The sequence below is a fragment of the Pseudomonas sp. R4-34-07 genome, from assembly GCF_003852375.1.
Taxonomy (GTDB): Bacteria; Pseudomonadota; Gammaproteobacteria; order Pseudomonadales; family Pseudomonadaceae; genus Aquipseudomonas.
Genome location: NZ_CP027760.1, coordinates 5187081 through 5202833, shown reverse-complemented (window position 1 = coordinate 5202833; position 15753 = coordinate 5187081). Strand labels below are relative to the sequence as shown.

Below are 15753 nucleotides of genomic sequence, written 5' to 3'. Positions count from 1 at the left end.
CGAATGCAGTTCGCAAGTACTTGTGAAGTTCTAAGTGTGGGAGGGGGCTTGCCCCCGATGGCGGTGTGTCAGCTACTGAGTTGTTGGCTGATCCACCGCTATCGGGAGCAAGCCCCCTCCCACCTTTGATTGCATTGCAAGGGTGGGAGGGTGTTGTGGGTTAGAAGAAACCCAACGGATTAATGTCGTAGCTCACCAGCAAGTTCTTGGTCTGCTGGTAATGGTCCAACATCATCTTGTGCGTCTCACGGCCCACACCGGATTTCTTGTAACCGCCAAACGCGGCGTGCGCCGGGTACAGGTGGTAGCAGTTGGTCCACACGCGGCCGGCCTTGATCGCACGGCCCATGCGGTAGGCGCGGTTGATGTCGCGGGTCCACAGGCCGGCGCCCAGGCCGAACTCGGTGTCGTTGGCAATGGCCAGGGCTTCGGCTTCGTCCTTGAAGGTGGTGATGCTTACCACTGGGCCGAAGATTTCTTCCTGGAACACGCGCATTTCGTTGGTGCCCTTGAGCAGGGTCGGCTGGATGTAATAGCCGGTGGCCAGGTCGCCGCTGAGCTTCTCGACCTTGCCGCCGGTGAGCAGTTGCGCCCCTTCGCCCTTGGCGATTTCCAGATAGGACAGAATCTTGTCGAACTGCTGCTCCGACGCTTGGGCGCCAACCATAGTGTCGGTGTCCAGCGGATCGCCGCGCTTGATCGACTCGACCTTTTTCATCACCACTTTCATGAAGTCTTCATAGATCGACTCTTCCACCAGCGCGCGCGATGGGCAGGTGCACACTTCGCCCTGGTTGAAGAACGCCAGCACCAGGCCTTCGGCGGCCTTTTCGATGAATTGCGGTTCGGCTTTCATGATGTCGGCGAAGAAGATATTCGGCGACTTGCCACCCAGTTCGACGGTGGACGGAATGATGTTCTCGGCCGCCGCATGCATGATGTGCGAACCCACCGGGGTGGAGCCGGTGAAGGCGATCTTGGCGATGCGCTTGCTGGTGGCCAAGGCTTCGCCGGCCTCTTTACCGAAACCGTGCACGACGTTGAGTACGCCGGGCGGCAGCAGGTCGCCGATCAGCTCCATCAGTACGTTGATGCCCAGCGGCGTCTGCTCGGCAGGCTTGAGCACCACGCAGTTACCGGCGGCCAGGGCCGGGGCGAGCTTCCAGGCGGCCATCAGCAGGGGGAAGTTCCACGGGATGATCTGGCCGACCACGCCCAGCGGCTCATGGAAATGATAGGCGGCGGTGAGTTCGTTGATTTCGGCGCTGCTGCCTTCCTGAGCGCGGATGCAGCCGGCGAAGTAGCGGAAGTGGTCGGCGGCCAGCGGGATGTCGGCGTTGAGGGTTTCGCGCACGGCCTTGCCGTTGTCCCAGGTTTCGGTGACGGCCAGCAGTTCAAGGTTCTGTTCGATACGGTCGGCGATTTTCAGCAAGACCAGCGAGCGGTCCTGGGCCGAAGTCTTGCCCCAGGCGTCAGCGGCGGCGTGGGCGGCGTCCAGGGCGTTGTCGATGTCTTTGGCAGTGGAGCGCGGGAATTCGGCGATGGGCTTGCCGTTGACCGGCGACGTATTGGTGAAGTAATTGCCATCGACCGGGGCAACGAATTCTCCACCGATGTAGTTGCCGTACTTGGCCTTGAACGAAACGATAGCGCCTTCAGTACCGGGGTGTGCATAACGCATGGTGGGCATCTCCTGCTTTTATGTTTATTGGAGTACAGCGCGGCAAGCGCGTGATAAAGCGTAGAGCAAAGGTTGGGCCACTGCGTTGCAGGCCAGGTAAATCAAGGGGTTAATATTTTTACCGGGCGTTGCTGTCACCCCGTCGGTACAGGTGGGGTGACAGTGTGTGTCATAAACGATACGGCCCGTGACCGGCGGGTCGGGTCGGGATTGCAATGGCTGGGTGCCTGGAGGATGCTGGGCGTTCTCACGCAGGGAGAATAATAAGAACATGCACAACGATCAGTTCAGTCGCCACGCCCGGCAAGTCTTGACCGTCACACGCGGGCATGAATGCTCCCAAGGCCCCGGCAGCGATCCGTCCATTGCTCGCTCCTGGCTGCGCTGCCTGGAGGATTACCACCTCGATCCCGCGCAAACTATCGCCCCTACCGTGCTCGAACAGGGTCGCCTGCTGGAAAGTCGCGAACGCCTGCAGCAGGTGCTGCACATCGCCGGCAACGAGATGAACAGCCTGCATCAACAGCTCTCCGGCGCGGGCCACGCGGTGCTGCTCACCGACGCGCGCGGCGTGATCCTCAACTGCGTCACCGCGCCGTCCGAGCGCAAGATTTTCGAGCGCGCCGGGTTATGGCTGGGCGCCGATTGGAGTGAGGCCCGCGAGGGCACCAATGGCATCGGGACGTGCCTGGTTGAGCGCCAGTCCGTGACGATTCATCGCGACGAACACTTTCGCGGCCGTCACACCGGGCTGACCTGCTCGGCGAGCCCGGTGTTCGATCCTCACGGTGAACTGCTGGCGGTGCTGGACGTGTCGTCGGCTCGGGAAGCGGTGTCGCGCCAGAGCCAATTCCACACCATGGCGCTGGTCAATCTCTCGGCGAAGATGATCGAGAGTTGCTATTTCCTGCGCCACTTTGAGCACCATTGGCTACTGCGTTTTCACCTGCAAGCCGAGTCCGTGGGCCTGTTCAGTGAAGGGCTGCTGGCGTTCGACGGTGAGGGGCGCATTTGCGCGGCCAACCAGAGCGCGCTCAACCTGCTCGCATGCACGCGTAGCGGTTTGCTGGGGCAGCCGGTGGAGGCATTTTTCGATTGTTCGCTGGACCAACTGCTGAGCCGCGCCAGCGCCAGTGCGACCGCCAGTTGGCCGTTGCGTACCCGTGAGGGGCGCAGCCTGTTTGCGGCGTTAAGAGGCCAGCCGCGCCGTGTGCCCACACCGGCTACCCAGCCCGCATCGCCACGGCTTTCCGGGATTTGCCTGGGCGACCCGGCGCTGCAAGACGAAATGCGCAAGGCGCTGCGGGTGTTCGAGCGCGATGTGCCACTGCTGATCAACGGTGAAACCGGGTGCGGGAAAGAAGCGTTCGCCAAGGCCGTGCACCAGGCCAGCCAGCGTTCCGATAAGGCCTTTGTCGCGCTCAACTGTGCGGCCATCCCGGAAAACCTGATCGAAAGCGAGCTGTTTGGTTATCGCGGTGGCAGTTTCACCGGAGCGCTGAAGGAAGGCATGCGCGGCAAGCTGCAACAAGCCGATGGCGGTACGCTGTTTCTGGATGAAATCGGCGATATGCCTGTGGCGCTGCAAACCCGTTTGTTGAGAGTGCTGGAGGACCGCCTGGTGGTACCTATCGGCGGTGAGCCCCAGGCGGTGAACGTGCGAATTATCAGCGCCACGCACCGAAATCTGCTTGAGCGTGTGCAGGACGGCAGCTTTCGCGAAGATTTGTATTACCGCTTGAACGGCCTGGAAGTCGCCCTTCCGGCGTTGCGTGAGCGCCGTGACAAGTCGCAACTGCTGGACTTCCTGCTGGCGCAGGAGGCGGGTAAGCAGGCTGTTGGCCTGACGCCTGCGGCGCGTGAAGTGCTGTTGGCGTACGCGTGGCCGGGCAATATCCGACAGCTGCGTACGGTGTTGCGCACGCTGGTCGCGCTGTGCGACACAAGCTTGGTCGGGCTTGAGGATTTACCTGCAAACATCCGCCAGGCTCGCGCGCAATCGAGTGAACAGCGCCCTGCACGTTCGCCCCTGGACGACGCCGAGCGGTCGGCTTTGCTGGCAACGCTGGAGCAGCAACGCTGGCACATGAGCCAAACGGCGCAGCAGTTAGGGGTGAGCCGTAATACGCTTTACCGAAAGTTGCGAAAGTATGAAATTTCACGCAGTTTGGTCGTTTAGCCGTGAAAAATGCAGTTCACCTCAAGCCCATGGGGGGCTCCACTGGGCTGCCTACTGCCAGCGCACTTGGCAGAGTGACCTAAAGAGTGCCATTTCCTATTCCCTGCGCTAACCTGCCTCGATGATTTACGAGGTCAACTATGCACATTCATATTCTGGGTATCTGCGGCACGTTCATGGGCTCGATGGCGGTACTTGCCAAAGAGCTGGGCCATCACGTTACCGGCTCCGATGCCAATGTTTATCCGCCCATGAGCACTCAGCTACAAGCTCAGGGCATTGAGCTGACTCAAGGCTACGACCCGGCGCAGTTCGACCCGGTCCCCGATCTGGTGGTGATCGGCAACGCCATGTCCCGCGGTAACCCTGCGGTCGAGTATGTCCTTAATAAAGGCTTGCCGTATGTCTCCGGCCCCCAGTGGCTGGCCGACCATGTGCTGCAGGGGCGCTGGGTGCTTGCAGTTGCCGGCACCCACGGCAAAACCACCACCAGCAGTATGTTGGCCTGGGTGCTGGAGCATGCGGGCATGAGCCCGGGTTTCCTGATTGGCGGTGTGCCACAGAACTTCTCGGTGTCGGCGCGCCTGGGGGAGACGCCGTTCTTCGTGATCGAGGCCGACGAGTACGACAGTGCGTTCTTCGACAAGCGCTCCAAGTTCGTCCACTACCGTCCGCGCACGGCGATCCTGAACAACCTTGAATTCGATCATGCCGACATCTTCCCGGATCTGCCGGCCATCGAGCGGCAGTTCCACCACCTGGTGCGTACCATTCCAAGTGAAGGGCTGGTGATTCACCCGACCACCGAACCGGCGTTGCAGCGCGTGATCGAGATGGGCTGCTGGACTCCGGTGCAAACCACCGGCGCGGGCGGGCAGTGGCAGGTCAGATTGCTCAGTGACGACGGTTCCAGGTTTGAAGTGCTGTTCGAAGGCCAACCCCAAGGCACGGTCGAGTGGGACATGACCGGCCAGCATAACGTCGCCAACGCCTTGGTCACCCTGGCGGCTGCGCGGCATGTGGGGGTGGTGCCTTCCATGGGTATCGCGGCATTGAGCGCATTCAAGAGCGTGAAGCGGCGCATGGAAAAGGTCGCCGATGTGAATGGGATTACCATCTACGACGACTTTGCCCACCACCCCACGGCGATTGCCACGACGTTGGACGGCCTGCGCAAACGCGTCGGTGATGCGCAGATTATTGCTGTCGTCGAGCCGCGCTCCAACTCCATGAAGCTGGGGGCGCACCGTGATGGCCTGCCGGAAAGCGTCAATGACGCCGACCAGGCGGTCTGGTATGCACCGGCCAACCTGGGCTGGGACCTGCCGGCGATCGCCGCGCGGTGCAGTGTGCCTTCGACCGTCTGTGATTCGTTGGAGGGTATCATCGAGCACGTCAAGCAGCTGGCCAAGCCAGGCACCCATGTGGTGATCATGAGCAACGGCGGCTTCGGCGGCCTGCACGGCAAGCTGGCCGAGGCGCTCAAGTGAGCGGCCCGGAACGCGTCACCCTGGCGATGACCGGCGCCTCCGGTGCGCCTTACGGCCTGCGTTTGCTCGATTGCCTGGTGCGTGAAGACCGTGAGGTGCATTTTCTGATCTCCAAGGCGGCGCAGTTGGTGATGGCGACCGAAACCGATGTCGCATTACCGGCCAAGGTGCAGATGATGCAGGCCTTCCTCACCGAATACACCGGCGCGGCGGCGGGGCAGATCAAGGTCTATGGCAAAGAGGACTGGATGTCGCCGGTCGCTTCCGGCTCCGGTGCGCCGGCGGCGATGGTGGTGGTGCCCTGTTCCACCGGCACGCTGTCGGCGATTGCCACGGGCGCCTGTAATAATTTGATCGAGCGCGCGGCGGACGTGACCTTGAAGGAACGCCGTCAGTTGATCCTGGTGCCGCGTGAAGCGCCCTATTCGAGCATCCATCTGGAGCACATGCTCAAGTTGTCGAACATGGGCGTGACCATATTGCCCGCATCGCCCGGCTTCTATCATCAGCCGCAGACCATCGACGACCTGGTGGACTTTGTGGTGGCGCGTATTCTCAACTTGCTTAATATCCCGCAAGACATGCTGCCACGCTGGGGCGAGCATCACTTGAGCGGCGATGAATAAGGCGCTGCTGGTCGTGCTGGCGCTGCTATTGGCGGGCTGCGCCACCGCTCGCACGCTGGATGCCGCGCAACCTGGCGCGCCGGTGGTGTATGCCGGTACGCGGTTGGACCTGTATGCGATCAATGGAGGCTGTTGTGCCAAGGACCGGTTCGGCGCTGAGGCGCCGAGTTACCCGCATATCGACCTGCCGGCCAGTGCGCTGCTCGACACCCTGCTGTTGCCACTGTCGGCGTTGACGGTGCTGGGTGTGGGCTTCAACGCCACCGGCGGGCTATAACTCGACCTTAATGGCAACACAAAACCAAATGTGGGGGGGCTTGCTCCCGATAGCAGTGGTTCAGTCAACCCATCAGGCGACTGACCCACCGCGATCGGGAGCAAGCCCCCTCCCACATTTGTTGCTGTGTAGACTTTATTTGCCGAGCTTGCGCAGCTCATCCGACTCCACCACGCGCACCCCGTCCTGCTCTTCCAGCGCCAGGCGCCACATGGCGCGGGCCAGTTCGCAGACTTCAATGCCGTGGTACTTGCCCGGAATCAGGCGTGACAGCGGCCCTGCCAGTTGTTCGGCCAGGCGCGGCTCGAGTCTTTCGCCCAACAGCAACGATGGCCGCACGATCGTCAGTTGCGGCCAATCCTGTGCTCTCAACGCCTGCTCCATTTCCCCTTTGACCCGGTTGTAGAACACCGAGGATTTCGGGTCGGCGCCAATCGCACTGATCACGATCAGGTGCCGCGCGCCCATTTCCCGTGCGCGCTTGGCGAAGGTCACCACCAGATCCAGGTCGACCGCACGGAACGCCGCTTCCGAACCTGCCTTCTTGATCGTAGTGCCCAGGCAGCAGAAAGCGATATCCACTTGGCCGTCCAGGTGTGGCAGGACCACTGCCGGGTCGCCCACCGGGTTTTCCAGGCGCGGGTGTTCAGCCAGTGGTTTGCGGCTGGGTGCCAGTACGCGGGTCACGGTAGGTTCGTTGAGCAGGCGGTCCAGCAAGTGTTCGCCGGTGAGGCCAGAGGCGCCGGCCAGCAGGATATGCTGCGGTGTCAGGTACATGGTGTTTCCCCCTTGTTACACGTTACAGCTTAGTTGCCTTTGGCTTCCTTGCTATTCATTGAGACGCTTTCGAGCGCCTTTCGTGCCTGCTGTTTGCGTAATAATTGCCAATGGGCGATCACGCCCTTGGGGGCCCAGATCTGCGGTTCGGAGGCTTCGAAATTGTCCGCCTGTTCGCGTTCGGCCACGTGCAGTTGTGCCAGTTTGAACGCCTGTTGCAAATCGTCTGTTTGGCTGAAAGCTTGTGCGAAAAGGGCATCACCAAAGTAGGTGAAGTCTGCTTCTTCTGAACAACCGAACGACACGCGATCCGCGCGCGAGGCGGTCATGATCAGCGTGCGTTCATCCTTCAATGCCGGGATGAATCCGCCGGAGTAACAGGCGGAAATCACGATGATCTTGTCGCGGTTTTTCAGCGGCGCGAGCACGGCGGCCAGCTCGTCGGCCGGCAGGTCGGCCAGCTCCATGCGCGGCTGGTCCAGCACCAGTTCGTGTTCATGAGTGCCGTGGCTGGTCATATAGATGAACACCAGGTCTTCCGGCCCGCTGCGTTCGGCCAGGGTTTGCACGGCACGGCGCAGATTTTCGCGGGTGGCCATGGGGCGGTCGGCGATATGGTCGCGGTGGTTGACCAGGCGAATCTGCCCATGTGCACCGAAGCGGGTGGCGAGCATATTGCTGACGTAATCGGCTTCGCGCAGGAATACGCTTTGCTTGCCGTCACCGGCCAGTGCCAGGGTGTACAGCTCGATGGCAGGCGTAGACGCGGGCACGGCGGCGAGGGCGTCAGCCAGCAAGCGACCCTGGGCCAATACGCCGATTTCCAGTGGGTCGGGCAGCAGCTTGCCCTCGGCATCGCGCACGCGCATGCCGTTGACCCAGGTGCCGGCCTGAACCGTGCCATCGGTGAGCACCAGCGTGCCGCGGCCCTGGTAGCTGTCGCTGTCGAAGCCGCCGATATAGAAGCTGCCATCGGTAAGGTTCAGGCGACCTTCGCCGCTGAAGCGCCAATCGATGAACTGGCCGACGTAGTGGCTGCCATCGACGCCGATCAATTCGCCCTTGCCGCTGAGCGCGCCTTCCTTGAACTGGCCGATCCACACGTCGCCGTCGGCGTTTTCATAGCGGCCCTTGCCGTTGAGCTGGTTCTGTTTGAACTGGCCGACGTAGATATCACCATCCGCGCTGTTGAACGTGCCGTTGCCTTCCAGCTGACCATCGACGAAGTGGCCGCTGAACTGATTGCCGCTGTCGTCGTTGCGCTGGCCTTCGCCATTGGGCTTGCCGTGGGCGAATTGGCCCTGATATTGGCTGCCGTCGGCCAGCTCCAGGCGTCCGAGGCCGGAGTACTGGTCGTCCTTGAATTCGCCGCGGTAGGTCATCTGCCCCTCTTTGAGGGTGCCTTCGCCGTTGCGTCGACCGTTCTTGAAGCCGCCGACGTAGCTGCTGCCCGCTGTGGTCAGGCGGCCCTGGCCGTCAAACAGGCCTTGCTTGAATTGGCCCTGGTAGACTTCGCCGTTGCTGCCATGCCATTCGCCCTGGCCATGCCACTGGCCCTTATCGAACTCGCCGGCGTACCAACTGCCATTGGGGTAGTCGACACGGCCCTGGCCTTGCAGCAAGCCGTTGACCACATCACCACGGTAGCGGCCGCCATCGGGCAGGCGCGCGTCAGGCGGCAACAGCGATTCGCCGTCTCCGCACGCGGTGAGCAACAGGGCAAGGGCAAGGGGAGCGAGTGGGCGCATAGCGGGATCCGGATAATTGAGCGCCGAGTATGCCGCAGCCGCGAGGTTCATACATAAATTTACATACACTGTGGCAAGGTTTGTTGCCTCACCACAGGCGGCGTCCTACACGAAGCAGAGTGACAGCGACTCGGCGATGTAGGCAGGTTTCTCCTGGCCTTCGATTTCCAGGGTGGCGGTGGCCTTGAACAGCCATTGGCCGGGTTTTTTCTCGTGGACATCGGTGAGCGTGACGTTCAGGCGCACCTTGGAGTCGACCTTTACCGGCTGGATAAAGCGCACGCTGTCGAGGCCGTAATTGACCGCCATCTTCAGGCCTTCGGGCATGATCAGGATGTCTTCCATCAGCTTGGGCATCAGCGACAGCGACAGGAACCCATGGGCAATGGTGCTGCCGAACGGGGTTTGCGCCGCCTTGACCGGGTCGACGTGGATGAATTGATGATCGCCGGTGGCCTCCGCGAACAGGTTGATGCGCGCCTGGTCGATGGTGAGCCACTCGGAACGTCCGAGTTCCTTGCCGACATACTCTTTGAGCTGCGCTACGGGTACCTGGGGCATTGCATCTCTCCTGGTTTCATCGTTTTTATCCCCCGCTGATGAGGGTTTTTTATGGGATACAGAGAACCAATGTAGATCATCATGGGCAATCGGCCCGGTCAACGACATGCTTTTGGCGAATGCCGGAGCATAGGGCGGGCGTGCTTATAATGCGCGCAGGCTTTAAGGGGGAGAAAGCGGATGCTGTTACGTGGCCTGACCTGGCTGGTGTTGTTTCAACTGATCGGCACAGCGATCAATCATCTGCTGTTGCCGGTATTGCCGGGACCGATCATCGGCCTGCTGCTGATGCTTGGCTTTCTGATCTGGCGCGGCGAAGTCAGCGAGCCGCTGAGCCTGGCGGCCGGCAGCCTGCTGCGGTATCTGCCGTTGCTGCTGGTGCCGCCGGCCGTGGGCGTGATGGTGTATGCCAAGGACATCGTTGCAGACTTCTGGGCCATTGTCGGCGCGCTGGTGCTGTCGCTGGTCATCGCCATGGGCGTCGTCGGCGTGCTGATGCAACAGATGGTCAAGCGCAAGGAGAAGGGTCAATGATGTTCGATTGGCAGGGCGCCTGGACGGCCGTCATTCATCACCCGCTGTTCGGGATCGGCATCACCCTGGGTGCTTATCAACTGGTACTGGCGGCTTTCGAGAAAACCCGCTGGATCTTCCTGCAGCCGGTGCTGGTCTCCATGTTGCTGGTGATTGGTGTGTTGCTCACTTGCGGCCTGAGCTACGTCGAATACCGCGAAAGCACCGAGATCATGGGCATTCTCCTGGGGCCGGCGACGGTAGCCCTGGCGGTGCCGCTGTATCTGAACCTGCGCCGGATTCGCCAATTGTTCTGGCCGATCTTTACTACGCTGGTGATAGGTGGGGTGTTGGCCACCGGCCTGTGCGTGGTGTTGGGCTGGTGGTTCGGCGCTGAACACAGGGTGCTGATGACCATGGCGCCCAAGTCGGTGACGTCGCCAATTGCCATGCTGGTGGCCGAGCAGATCGGTGGCGTGGCGGCATTGGCCGCGGTGTTCGTGTTGATCACCGGGGTGGTCGGCGCGATGATCGGCCCGGCGCTCCTGTCGCGCCTGGGCGTACACAGCCCCGAAGCACGCGGCATGGCCCTGGGTATGACGGCCCATGCCGTCGGCACCTCGGTGGCCCTGCAGGAAAGTGAAGAATGCGGCGCCTTCGCGGCGCTGGCGATGAGTCTGATGGGCGTGGCCACGGCGGTGTTCCTGCCGCTGGCCGTGTCGGTGATCGTTTGAACCGGGTTTAAGGAAACCTTTATGAGTCTGGCGCTGTTTCCGCTCAACACTGTGCTGTTCCCTGGCTGCACCCTCGATTTGCAACTGTTCGAGGCGCGCTACCTGGACATGATCAGCCGCTGCATGAAAAAGGGCGAAAGCTTCGGCGTGGTGTGCATCCTTGACGGCAAGGAAGTCGGCCTGGCCCCGGACGGCTATGCGCTGATTGGCTGTGAGGCGCTGATTCGCGACTTCAAGCAACAGGACAACGGCCTGCCGGGCATTCGTGTCGAAGGCGGGCGGCGTTTCCGCGTACGTGACGCCCAGGTGCACAAGGACCAGTTGCTGGTGGCCGAGGTGCAGTGGCTCGAAGAGCTGCCGGACCAGCCGCTGGAAGAAGAGGATGCCGACCTGCTGGCGCTGCTGCAGGCATTGGCGGAGCACCCGATGGTCGCTTCGCTGGATATGGACGCCCGTGCCGAGGGCCAGCAGGCCCTGGCTAATCAGCTGGCGTATCTGCTGCCGTTCACCGAGGCCGACAAGCTCGACCTGCTGCAACTCGACGATCCGCAGCAGCGGCTGGATGCGATCCAGATGCTGCTGGATGAGTTGCAAGGTGAATTATTCACCTGAAATTCGGATTTCCCTGACGTGGTTTTCAGACTTTGTTTCGTTGCTTCCAGCAGCGTGGCTTGCACTATTTTCCGATCACACCCTAATGATCGGAGATGACCATGATTCGGCTGACACCCTCGGAACAAGAAGCCTGGGACGCGTACCTTGTCAGCGTGACCACGCAATTACTCCAGCAGGATGCCACGCGGGGCCCGGAATACATCGCCGAACGCGCCGCTGAAATCGCTGATGAAATGCTGCTGGAGCGACGCGAGCGTTGCGTTGAGCGCCGCTCGGCATCGGTGGAGTGGATCGGCCCGGCCAAGGATCAGTAAGCGTACCTGAGCAAAGCATGGGACGTGCCGGTAAAAGCAATAAACCCGAGCACGGCCACCACGGCGGGCAACACCAGCCACCAGGCTTTTTGCGTCATTGGCGGCAAGGGGCTGCGGTATTGGCTGAGGGTGAGGCTGAACGCGCAGACGGTCATTGCCAACAGCGTGCCGGCCAGGATGTCCGAGGGCCAATGAGCACCGAGGTACACCCGCGACACTGCAATGAACGCGGCGGGTATGCAGCCCAGTAGCAGCCAGGTCAGGCGTAACCGCGTGGGTTGGCCGCGCCCGGCCAGTACCGCCAGGGCCAGAAAGAACGCAAACGCGCCGGAGGCATGGCCGCTGGGCATGCTGAAGCTGGTGAGCGGGTCGGTGAGGATTTCCGGGCGGCCACGGGCGAAGAAGAGCTTGGTGCCGGTGTTGATCACGGCGGCTCCCGCCAGTGTGACGCCAACGAATAGGGCATGACGCCACTGTCGCGCCAGTAACAGCAGGCCGGTGAACACCGCGCTGGCCACGAACATTTTCTTGAACTCGCCCAGTTGGGTGATGCGCACCATTACTTCGTCAAGCCACGGGCTGCGATGTTCCTGCACAAGGGCGCTCAGGCCCTGGTCGAAATGGTTGAGGTGCGGGTAGCCGATGAACAGCGCGACCAGCAAGGTCAGGCTGGCGCAACCAATCCACAGGGTCGCGCGACGATGGCCGCGCAGGCTGCTGTTCAAGCTCAGCCCCAGCAACACCGCCAGGCAGGCCGCGACAATGGCCGCCTCCGGCCAGAAACCTTCCGGCAATGGCAGGCGGAACGCAGCGCCGGCGGCCCATCCCGGCAGCAGATAAGCCACCGACCACCCCGCTGCCGCGATAACGCTCACGGCGGCGAAGCGCGGGAACGGCATGTCGCACATGCCGGCCACCATCGGCAGCATGGGGCGCAGCGGGCCGATGAAGCGCCCGACCAACAGGCTGGCGATGCCGTACTTATGGAAATAGGTTTCAGCGCCATTCATCCATTCGGGGTGCTGACGAAGGCCGGGCAGGCGTCGGATGTTCTGGTGGAAATGCCGGCCCAGGTAGTAGGAAACCCCATCGCCCAATAAGCCGCCGAGAAATCCCAGCAACAGGGTTTCGCTCAACGACAGCGCGCCGCTGCCGGCCAGTGCAGCAATCGCGAACAGCAGCACCGTACCCGGCACGATCAGTCCGGCGATGGCCAGGCATTCCACGCACGCAACGATAAACACCGCCGCCGCCAGCCATTGTGGGTTCAGGGTCAGCCAGCCGGTAATGCTATCGAGCCATTGGCCCATACACTCCACTCCATTTCTGTAATGCATATGCTGAAACGCTGATGATCAACTGTGGGAGGGGGCTTGCTCCCGATGACGGTGAGTCAGTATCAGATGGTCTGACTGACACTCCGCCATCGGGAGCAAGCCCCCTCCCACATGGAGCATCAAATCAAAAAATAATCGCGGCCTTCGACCTGTCCCCGGCGCAGCGGGTTCCGTGTGCAATAAGGCGCATAGCCAGCATCGACGAAACGGTACATCAAATGCTCATCGCGCCCGCTGGGGATGCCCAGTCGCGTGGTCTGGATGATCTGCGTGGGCACCTGGCCTACGTCTTCCACATACAACAGTTCCTGATCGAAGCGCTTGGCATCCCACATCGGCACCTTCAGGCCCAGCGCCTTGCACAGCAGCGTCTGGCCTGCACAGAGTTTCTGCGCGGCGCGCGGGCTGCCGTCGGGGTTCGGGTTGTTCAACAGCATTTGCGCCAAACTCGCCGGGCCGGAAATTTCATCGACCCAGGGATACGCCGATTTGATCAGCACGGCATTGCCCGGGCCATGGGCGCTGAAATTCAGCGAATCACCGCCACGGGCGTAATACATATAGATATGCCCGCCATCCAGAAACAAAGCCTTACGCTTTTCTGTGTAGCCGAGTGAGGCGTGGCTGCCTTTTTCGGCCACGTAATAGGCTTCGGTTTCAATAATTCGGGCTGAAAGCCAAATTCCGCCGACACGATGACGGATGACTTTTCCGAGCAGTTCTTGCGCGAGCAACTGTGCATCGCGGTCGAAGAAGCTGTCGGGGAGGGCGCTGGCAGGGAGTTCGGGCGTCATTGTGGGCATAACGTTCAAGGTAATTACGGCTAAATGTGACGGAATCATAACAACTCCCACCTTAATTACCGCTGAACCCCAGGTTTTTACAGTTCATTTCGACCATCCGCCCCTCACCGCTGTCAGTCGGGCGGCGTCACAGCTATAATCTGCCGCTTTCCTCTTTGCCAAGACTACCTGACCCATGACTGAGTCCGTTCTTGACTACATGACCCGCCTGGGTCGCGCTGCCCGTCAGGCCTCGCGGTTGATCGCCCGTGCGAGCACTGCGCAGAAGAATCGCGCGTTGTTGGCCGCCGCCGACGCTCTGGATGCTTCGCGCCCAGCGCTCACCGCCGCCAACGAACAGGACTTGGCCAACGGCCGCGCCAATGGCCTGGAGCCGGCCCTGCTGGATCGCCTGGCGCTGACCCCGGCGCGTATCGACGACATGATCGAAGGCTTGCGTCAGGTGGCCAAGCTGCCTGACCCCATCGGTGAAATCCGCGATATGCGTTACCTGCCGTCCGGCATCCAGGTCGGCAAGATGCGCGTGCCCCTGGGCGTGATCGGCATCATCTATGAGTCGCGCCCGAACGTGACCATCGACGCCGCGAGCCTGTGCCTCAAGTCGGGCAATGCCACCATCCTGCGCGGCGGTTCCGAGGCCATCAACTCCAACCGTGCCATCGCTGCCTGCATTCAGCAGGGCCTGGCCGTGGCCGAGTTGCCCGCCGAGGTGGTGCAAGTGGTGGAAACTACTGACCGCGCGGCGGTTGGTGCGTTGATCACCATGCCGGAATTCGTCGACGTGATCGTGCCGCGCGGTGGCAAGAGCCTGATCGAGCGCGTCAGCCGCGACGCCAAGGTGCCGGTGATCAAGCACCTGGACGGCGTGTGCCACGTCTACATCGACATCGCCGCCGACCTCGACAAGGCGATCCGCATCGCCGACAACGCCAAGACCCACCGCTACGCGCCGTGCAACACCATGGAAACCCTGTTGGTGCACGCCGGCATCGCCGAGCGCGTGCTGCCGCCGCTGGCCGCCATTTATCGCGACAAGGGCGTCGAGCTGCGCGGTTGTGAGCGTACCCGCGCGTTGCTGGGCGCGGATGTGATCGAGGCGACCGAGCAGGACTGGTACACCGAGTACACGGCGCCGATCCTGTCGATCCGCATTGTCGACGACCTGGACCAGGCCATCGAGCACATCAATAAATACGGTTCCAAGCACACCGACGCCATTGTCTCTGAGCATTTCAGCGATGCCCGGCGTTTCCTCAATGAAGTGGACTCCGCTTCGGTGATGGTCAACGCCTCGACGCGCTTTGCCGATGGCTTCGAGTACGGCCTGGGGGCGGAAATCGGCATCTCCACCGATAAGCTCCATGCCCGTGGCCCGGTTGGCCTGGAAGGCCTGACCAGTGAGAAGTACGTGGTGTTCGGCGACGGTCACGTGCGCACTTGATGGCTAAACGCATCGGGCTGCTCGGCGGTACTTTCGACCCCGTGCACATCGGCCATTTACGCAGTGCCCTGGAAGTCGCGGATGCCCTGGCGCTGGATGAATTGCGCCTGATGCCCAATTTCCGGCCGCCCCATCGCGATACGCCGCAGGTGTCAGCGCAACAGCGCCTGGAAATGGTGCGCGTTGCCGTGGAGGGTATATCGCCGTTGGTGGTGGACGATCGCGAGCTCAAGCGCGATAAACCGTCCTACACTGTCGACACCCTGGAACTGATGCGCGCCGAGTTGGCCGCCGATGACCAGTTGTTTCTGCTTTTGGGCTGGGACGCATTTTGCGGCCTGCCCTCTTGGCACCGCTGGGAGGAACTCCTCCAGCATTGCCACATCCTGGTTTTGCAACGCCCGGATGCCGACAGCGAACCGCCGGATGCCTTGCGCAACCTGCTGGCTGCGCGGTCGGTAAGTGACCCCTTGGCCCTGACCGGGCCGAACGGGAATATTGCATTCGTCTGGCAGACCCCGCTTGCGGTGTCCGCCACCCAGATCCGTCAACTGCTGGCCAGCGGTAAGTCGGTACGTTTCCTGGTGCCTGACGCGGTCCTGGCCTACATCGATGCGCACGGATTTTACCGTGCGTCGAACTGAAAAGGCGCGCTTG

General features: G+C 61.8%; 16 protein-coding genes. 10 read left to right on the top strand and 6 right to left on the bottom strand.

The genetic code is table 11. The features are described from left to right. Nucleotides 1-160: 160 nt before the first annotated feature. A complete protein-coding gene (locus tag C4J85_RS23925; RefSeq protein ID WP_124368494.1) occupies nucleotides 161-1681 on the bottom strand; it encodes an aldehyde dehydrogenase family protein in 1521 nt (506 codons plus the stop codon). A 271-nt stretch (nucleotides 1682-1952) separates the two neighbouring features. Between C4J85_RS23925 and C4J85_RS23920 the strand changes: the two genes are divergently transcribed. From C4J85_RS23920 to C4J85_RS23905, 4 genes are all read left to right on the top strand, one after another. Beyond that, the gene (locus C4J85_RS23920; protein ID WP_124410870.1) at nucleotides 1953-3860 is read left to right on the top strand and encodes a sigma-54-dependent Fis family transcriptional regulator; all 1908 of its coding nucleotides are present in this window, start codon (nucleotides 1953-1955) and stop codon (nucleotides 3858-3860) included. 140 nt (nucleotides 3861-4000) lie between these two features. Continuing rightward, a complete protein-coding gene (gene mpl / locus C4J85_RS23915) occupies nucleotides 4001-5350 on the top strand; it encodes a UDP-N-acetylmuramate:L-alanyl-gamma-D-glutamyl-meso-diaminopimelate ligase (protein WP_124410869.1) in 1350 nt (449 codons plus the stop codon). Further along, nucleotides 5347-5976, top strand: coding sequence for a flavin prenyltransferase UbiX (ubiX, locus tag C4J85_RS23910; RefSeq protein ID WP_124364568.1), 630 nt, complete (start codon nucleotides 5347-5349; stop codon nucleotides 5974-5976). The genes mpl and ubiX overlap by 4 nt, the downstream gene beginning before the upstream one ends. Beyond that, nucleotides 5969-6253: a YceK/YidQ family lipoprotein gene (locus tag C4J85_RS23905; protein WP_124368490.1), complete on the top strand. Its 285-nt coding sequence runs from the start codon at nucleotides 5969-5971 to the stop codon at nucleotides 6251-6253. Before ubiX ends, C4J85_RS23905 begins: the two co-directional genes overlap by 8 nt. Nucleotides 6254-6388: 135 nt before the next feature. Here the strand turns inward: C4J85_RS23905 and C4J85_RS23900 are convergent, their stop codons facing one another. The 3 genes from C4J85_RS23900 to C4J85_RS23890 all read right to left on the bottom strand — a co-directional run bounded on the left by C4J85_RS23900 (nucleotide 6389) and on the right by C4J85_RS23890 (nucleotide 9339). Continuing rightward, the gene (locus C4J85_RS23900) at nucleotides 6389-7030 is read right to left on the bottom strand and encodes an oxidoreductase (protein WP_124410868.1); all 642 of its coding nucleotides are present in this window, start codon (nucleotides 7028-7030) and stop codon (nucleotides 6389-6391) included. Between the two features lie 29 nt (nucleotides 7031-7059). After that, nucleotides 7060-8778 carry a C13 family peptidase gene (locus C4J85_RS23895; RefSeq protein ID WP_124410867.1) on the bottom strand — a complete coding sequence of 573 codons (1719 nt, stop codon included), beginning with the start codon at nucleotides 8776-8778 and terminating at the stop codon, nucleotides 7060-7062. A gap of 105 nt (nucleotides 8779-8883) precedes the next feature. Further along, nucleotides 8884-9339 (bottom strand): MaoC family dehydratase, encoded by a 456-nt coding sequence (locus C4J85_RS23890; protein ID WP_124368488.1) that lies wholly within the window; start codon nucleotides 9337-9339, stop codon nucleotides 8884-8886. Nucleotides 9340-9519: 180 nt separating this feature from the next. On the opposite strand from C4J85_RS23890, the gene C4J85_RS23885 reads away from it, so the two are divergent. The 4 genes from C4J85_RS23885 to C4J85_RS23870 all read left to right on the top strand — a co-directional run bounded on the left by C4J85_RS23885 (nucleotide 9520) and on the right by C4J85_RS23870 (nucleotide 11515). After that, nucleotides 9520-9873, top strand: coding sequence for a CidA/LrgA family protein (locus C4J85_RS23885; protein ID WP_124368487.1), 354 nt, complete (start codon nucleotides 9520-9522; stop codon nucleotides 9871-9873). After that, complete coding sequence (locus C4J85_RS23880) at nucleotides 9870-10586, top strand: LrgB family protein (protein WP_124368486.1); 717 nt, start codon at nucleotides 9870-9872, stop codon at nucleotides 10584-10586. The genes C4J85_RS23885 and C4J85_RS23880 overlap by 4 nt, the downstream gene beginning before the upstream one ends. A 21-nt stretch (nucleotides 10587-10607) precedes the next feature. Beyond that, nucleotides 10608-11198 (top strand): LON peptidase substrate-binding domain-containing protein, encoded by a 591-nt coding sequence (locus C4J85_RS23875; RefSeq protein WP_124410866.1) that lies wholly within the window; start codon nucleotides 10608-10610, stop codon nucleotides 11196-11198. A 101-nt stretch (nucleotides 11199-11299) separates the two neighbouring features. After that, a complete protein-coding gene (locus tag C4J85_RS23870; protein ID WP_124368484.1) occupies nucleotides 11300-11515 on the top strand; it encodes a hypothetical protein in 216 nt (71 codons plus the stop codon). Here C4J85_RS23870 and C4J85_RS23865 read toward each other — a convergent pair. Beyond that, a complete protein-coding gene (locus C4J85_RS23865) occupies nucleotides 11509-12825 on the bottom strand; it encodes a bifunctional DedA family/phosphatase PAP2 family protein (protein WP_124410865.1) in 1317 nt (438 codons plus the stop codon). The genes C4J85_RS23870 and C4J85_RS23865 overlap by 7 nt on opposite strands. 146 nt (nucleotides 12826-12971) lie before the next feature. After that, nucleotides 12972-13655 carry a DNA-3-methyladenine glycosylase gene (locus C4J85_RS23860; RefSeq protein ID WP_124368482.1) on the bottom strand — a complete coding sequence of 228 codons (684 nt, stop codon included), beginning with the start codon at nucleotides 13653-13655 and terminating at the stop codon, nucleotides 12972-12974. 175 nt (nucleotides 13656-13830) lie between these two features. Here C4J85_RS23860 and C4J85_RS23855 point away from each other — a divergent pair, with 175 nt between their 5' ends. Both C4J85_RS23855 and nadD read left to right on the top strand, forming a co-directional pair. After that, on the top strand, nucleotides 13831-15096 hold the full coding sequence (locus C4J85_RS23855; protein ID WP_124408269.1) for a glutamate-5-semialdehyde dehydrogenase: 1266 nt from the start codon (nucleotides 13831-13833) through the stop codon (nucleotides 15094-15096). After that, a complete protein-coding gene (gene nadD, locus C4J85_RS23850; RefSeq protein ID WP_124408268.1) occupies nucleotides 15096-15740 on the top strand; it encodes a nicotinate-nucleotide adenylyltransferase in 645 nt (214 codons plus the stop codon). Before C4J85_RS23855 ends, nadD begins: the two co-directional genes overlap by 1 nt. Nucleotides 15741-15753: the final 13 nt, after the last annotated feature.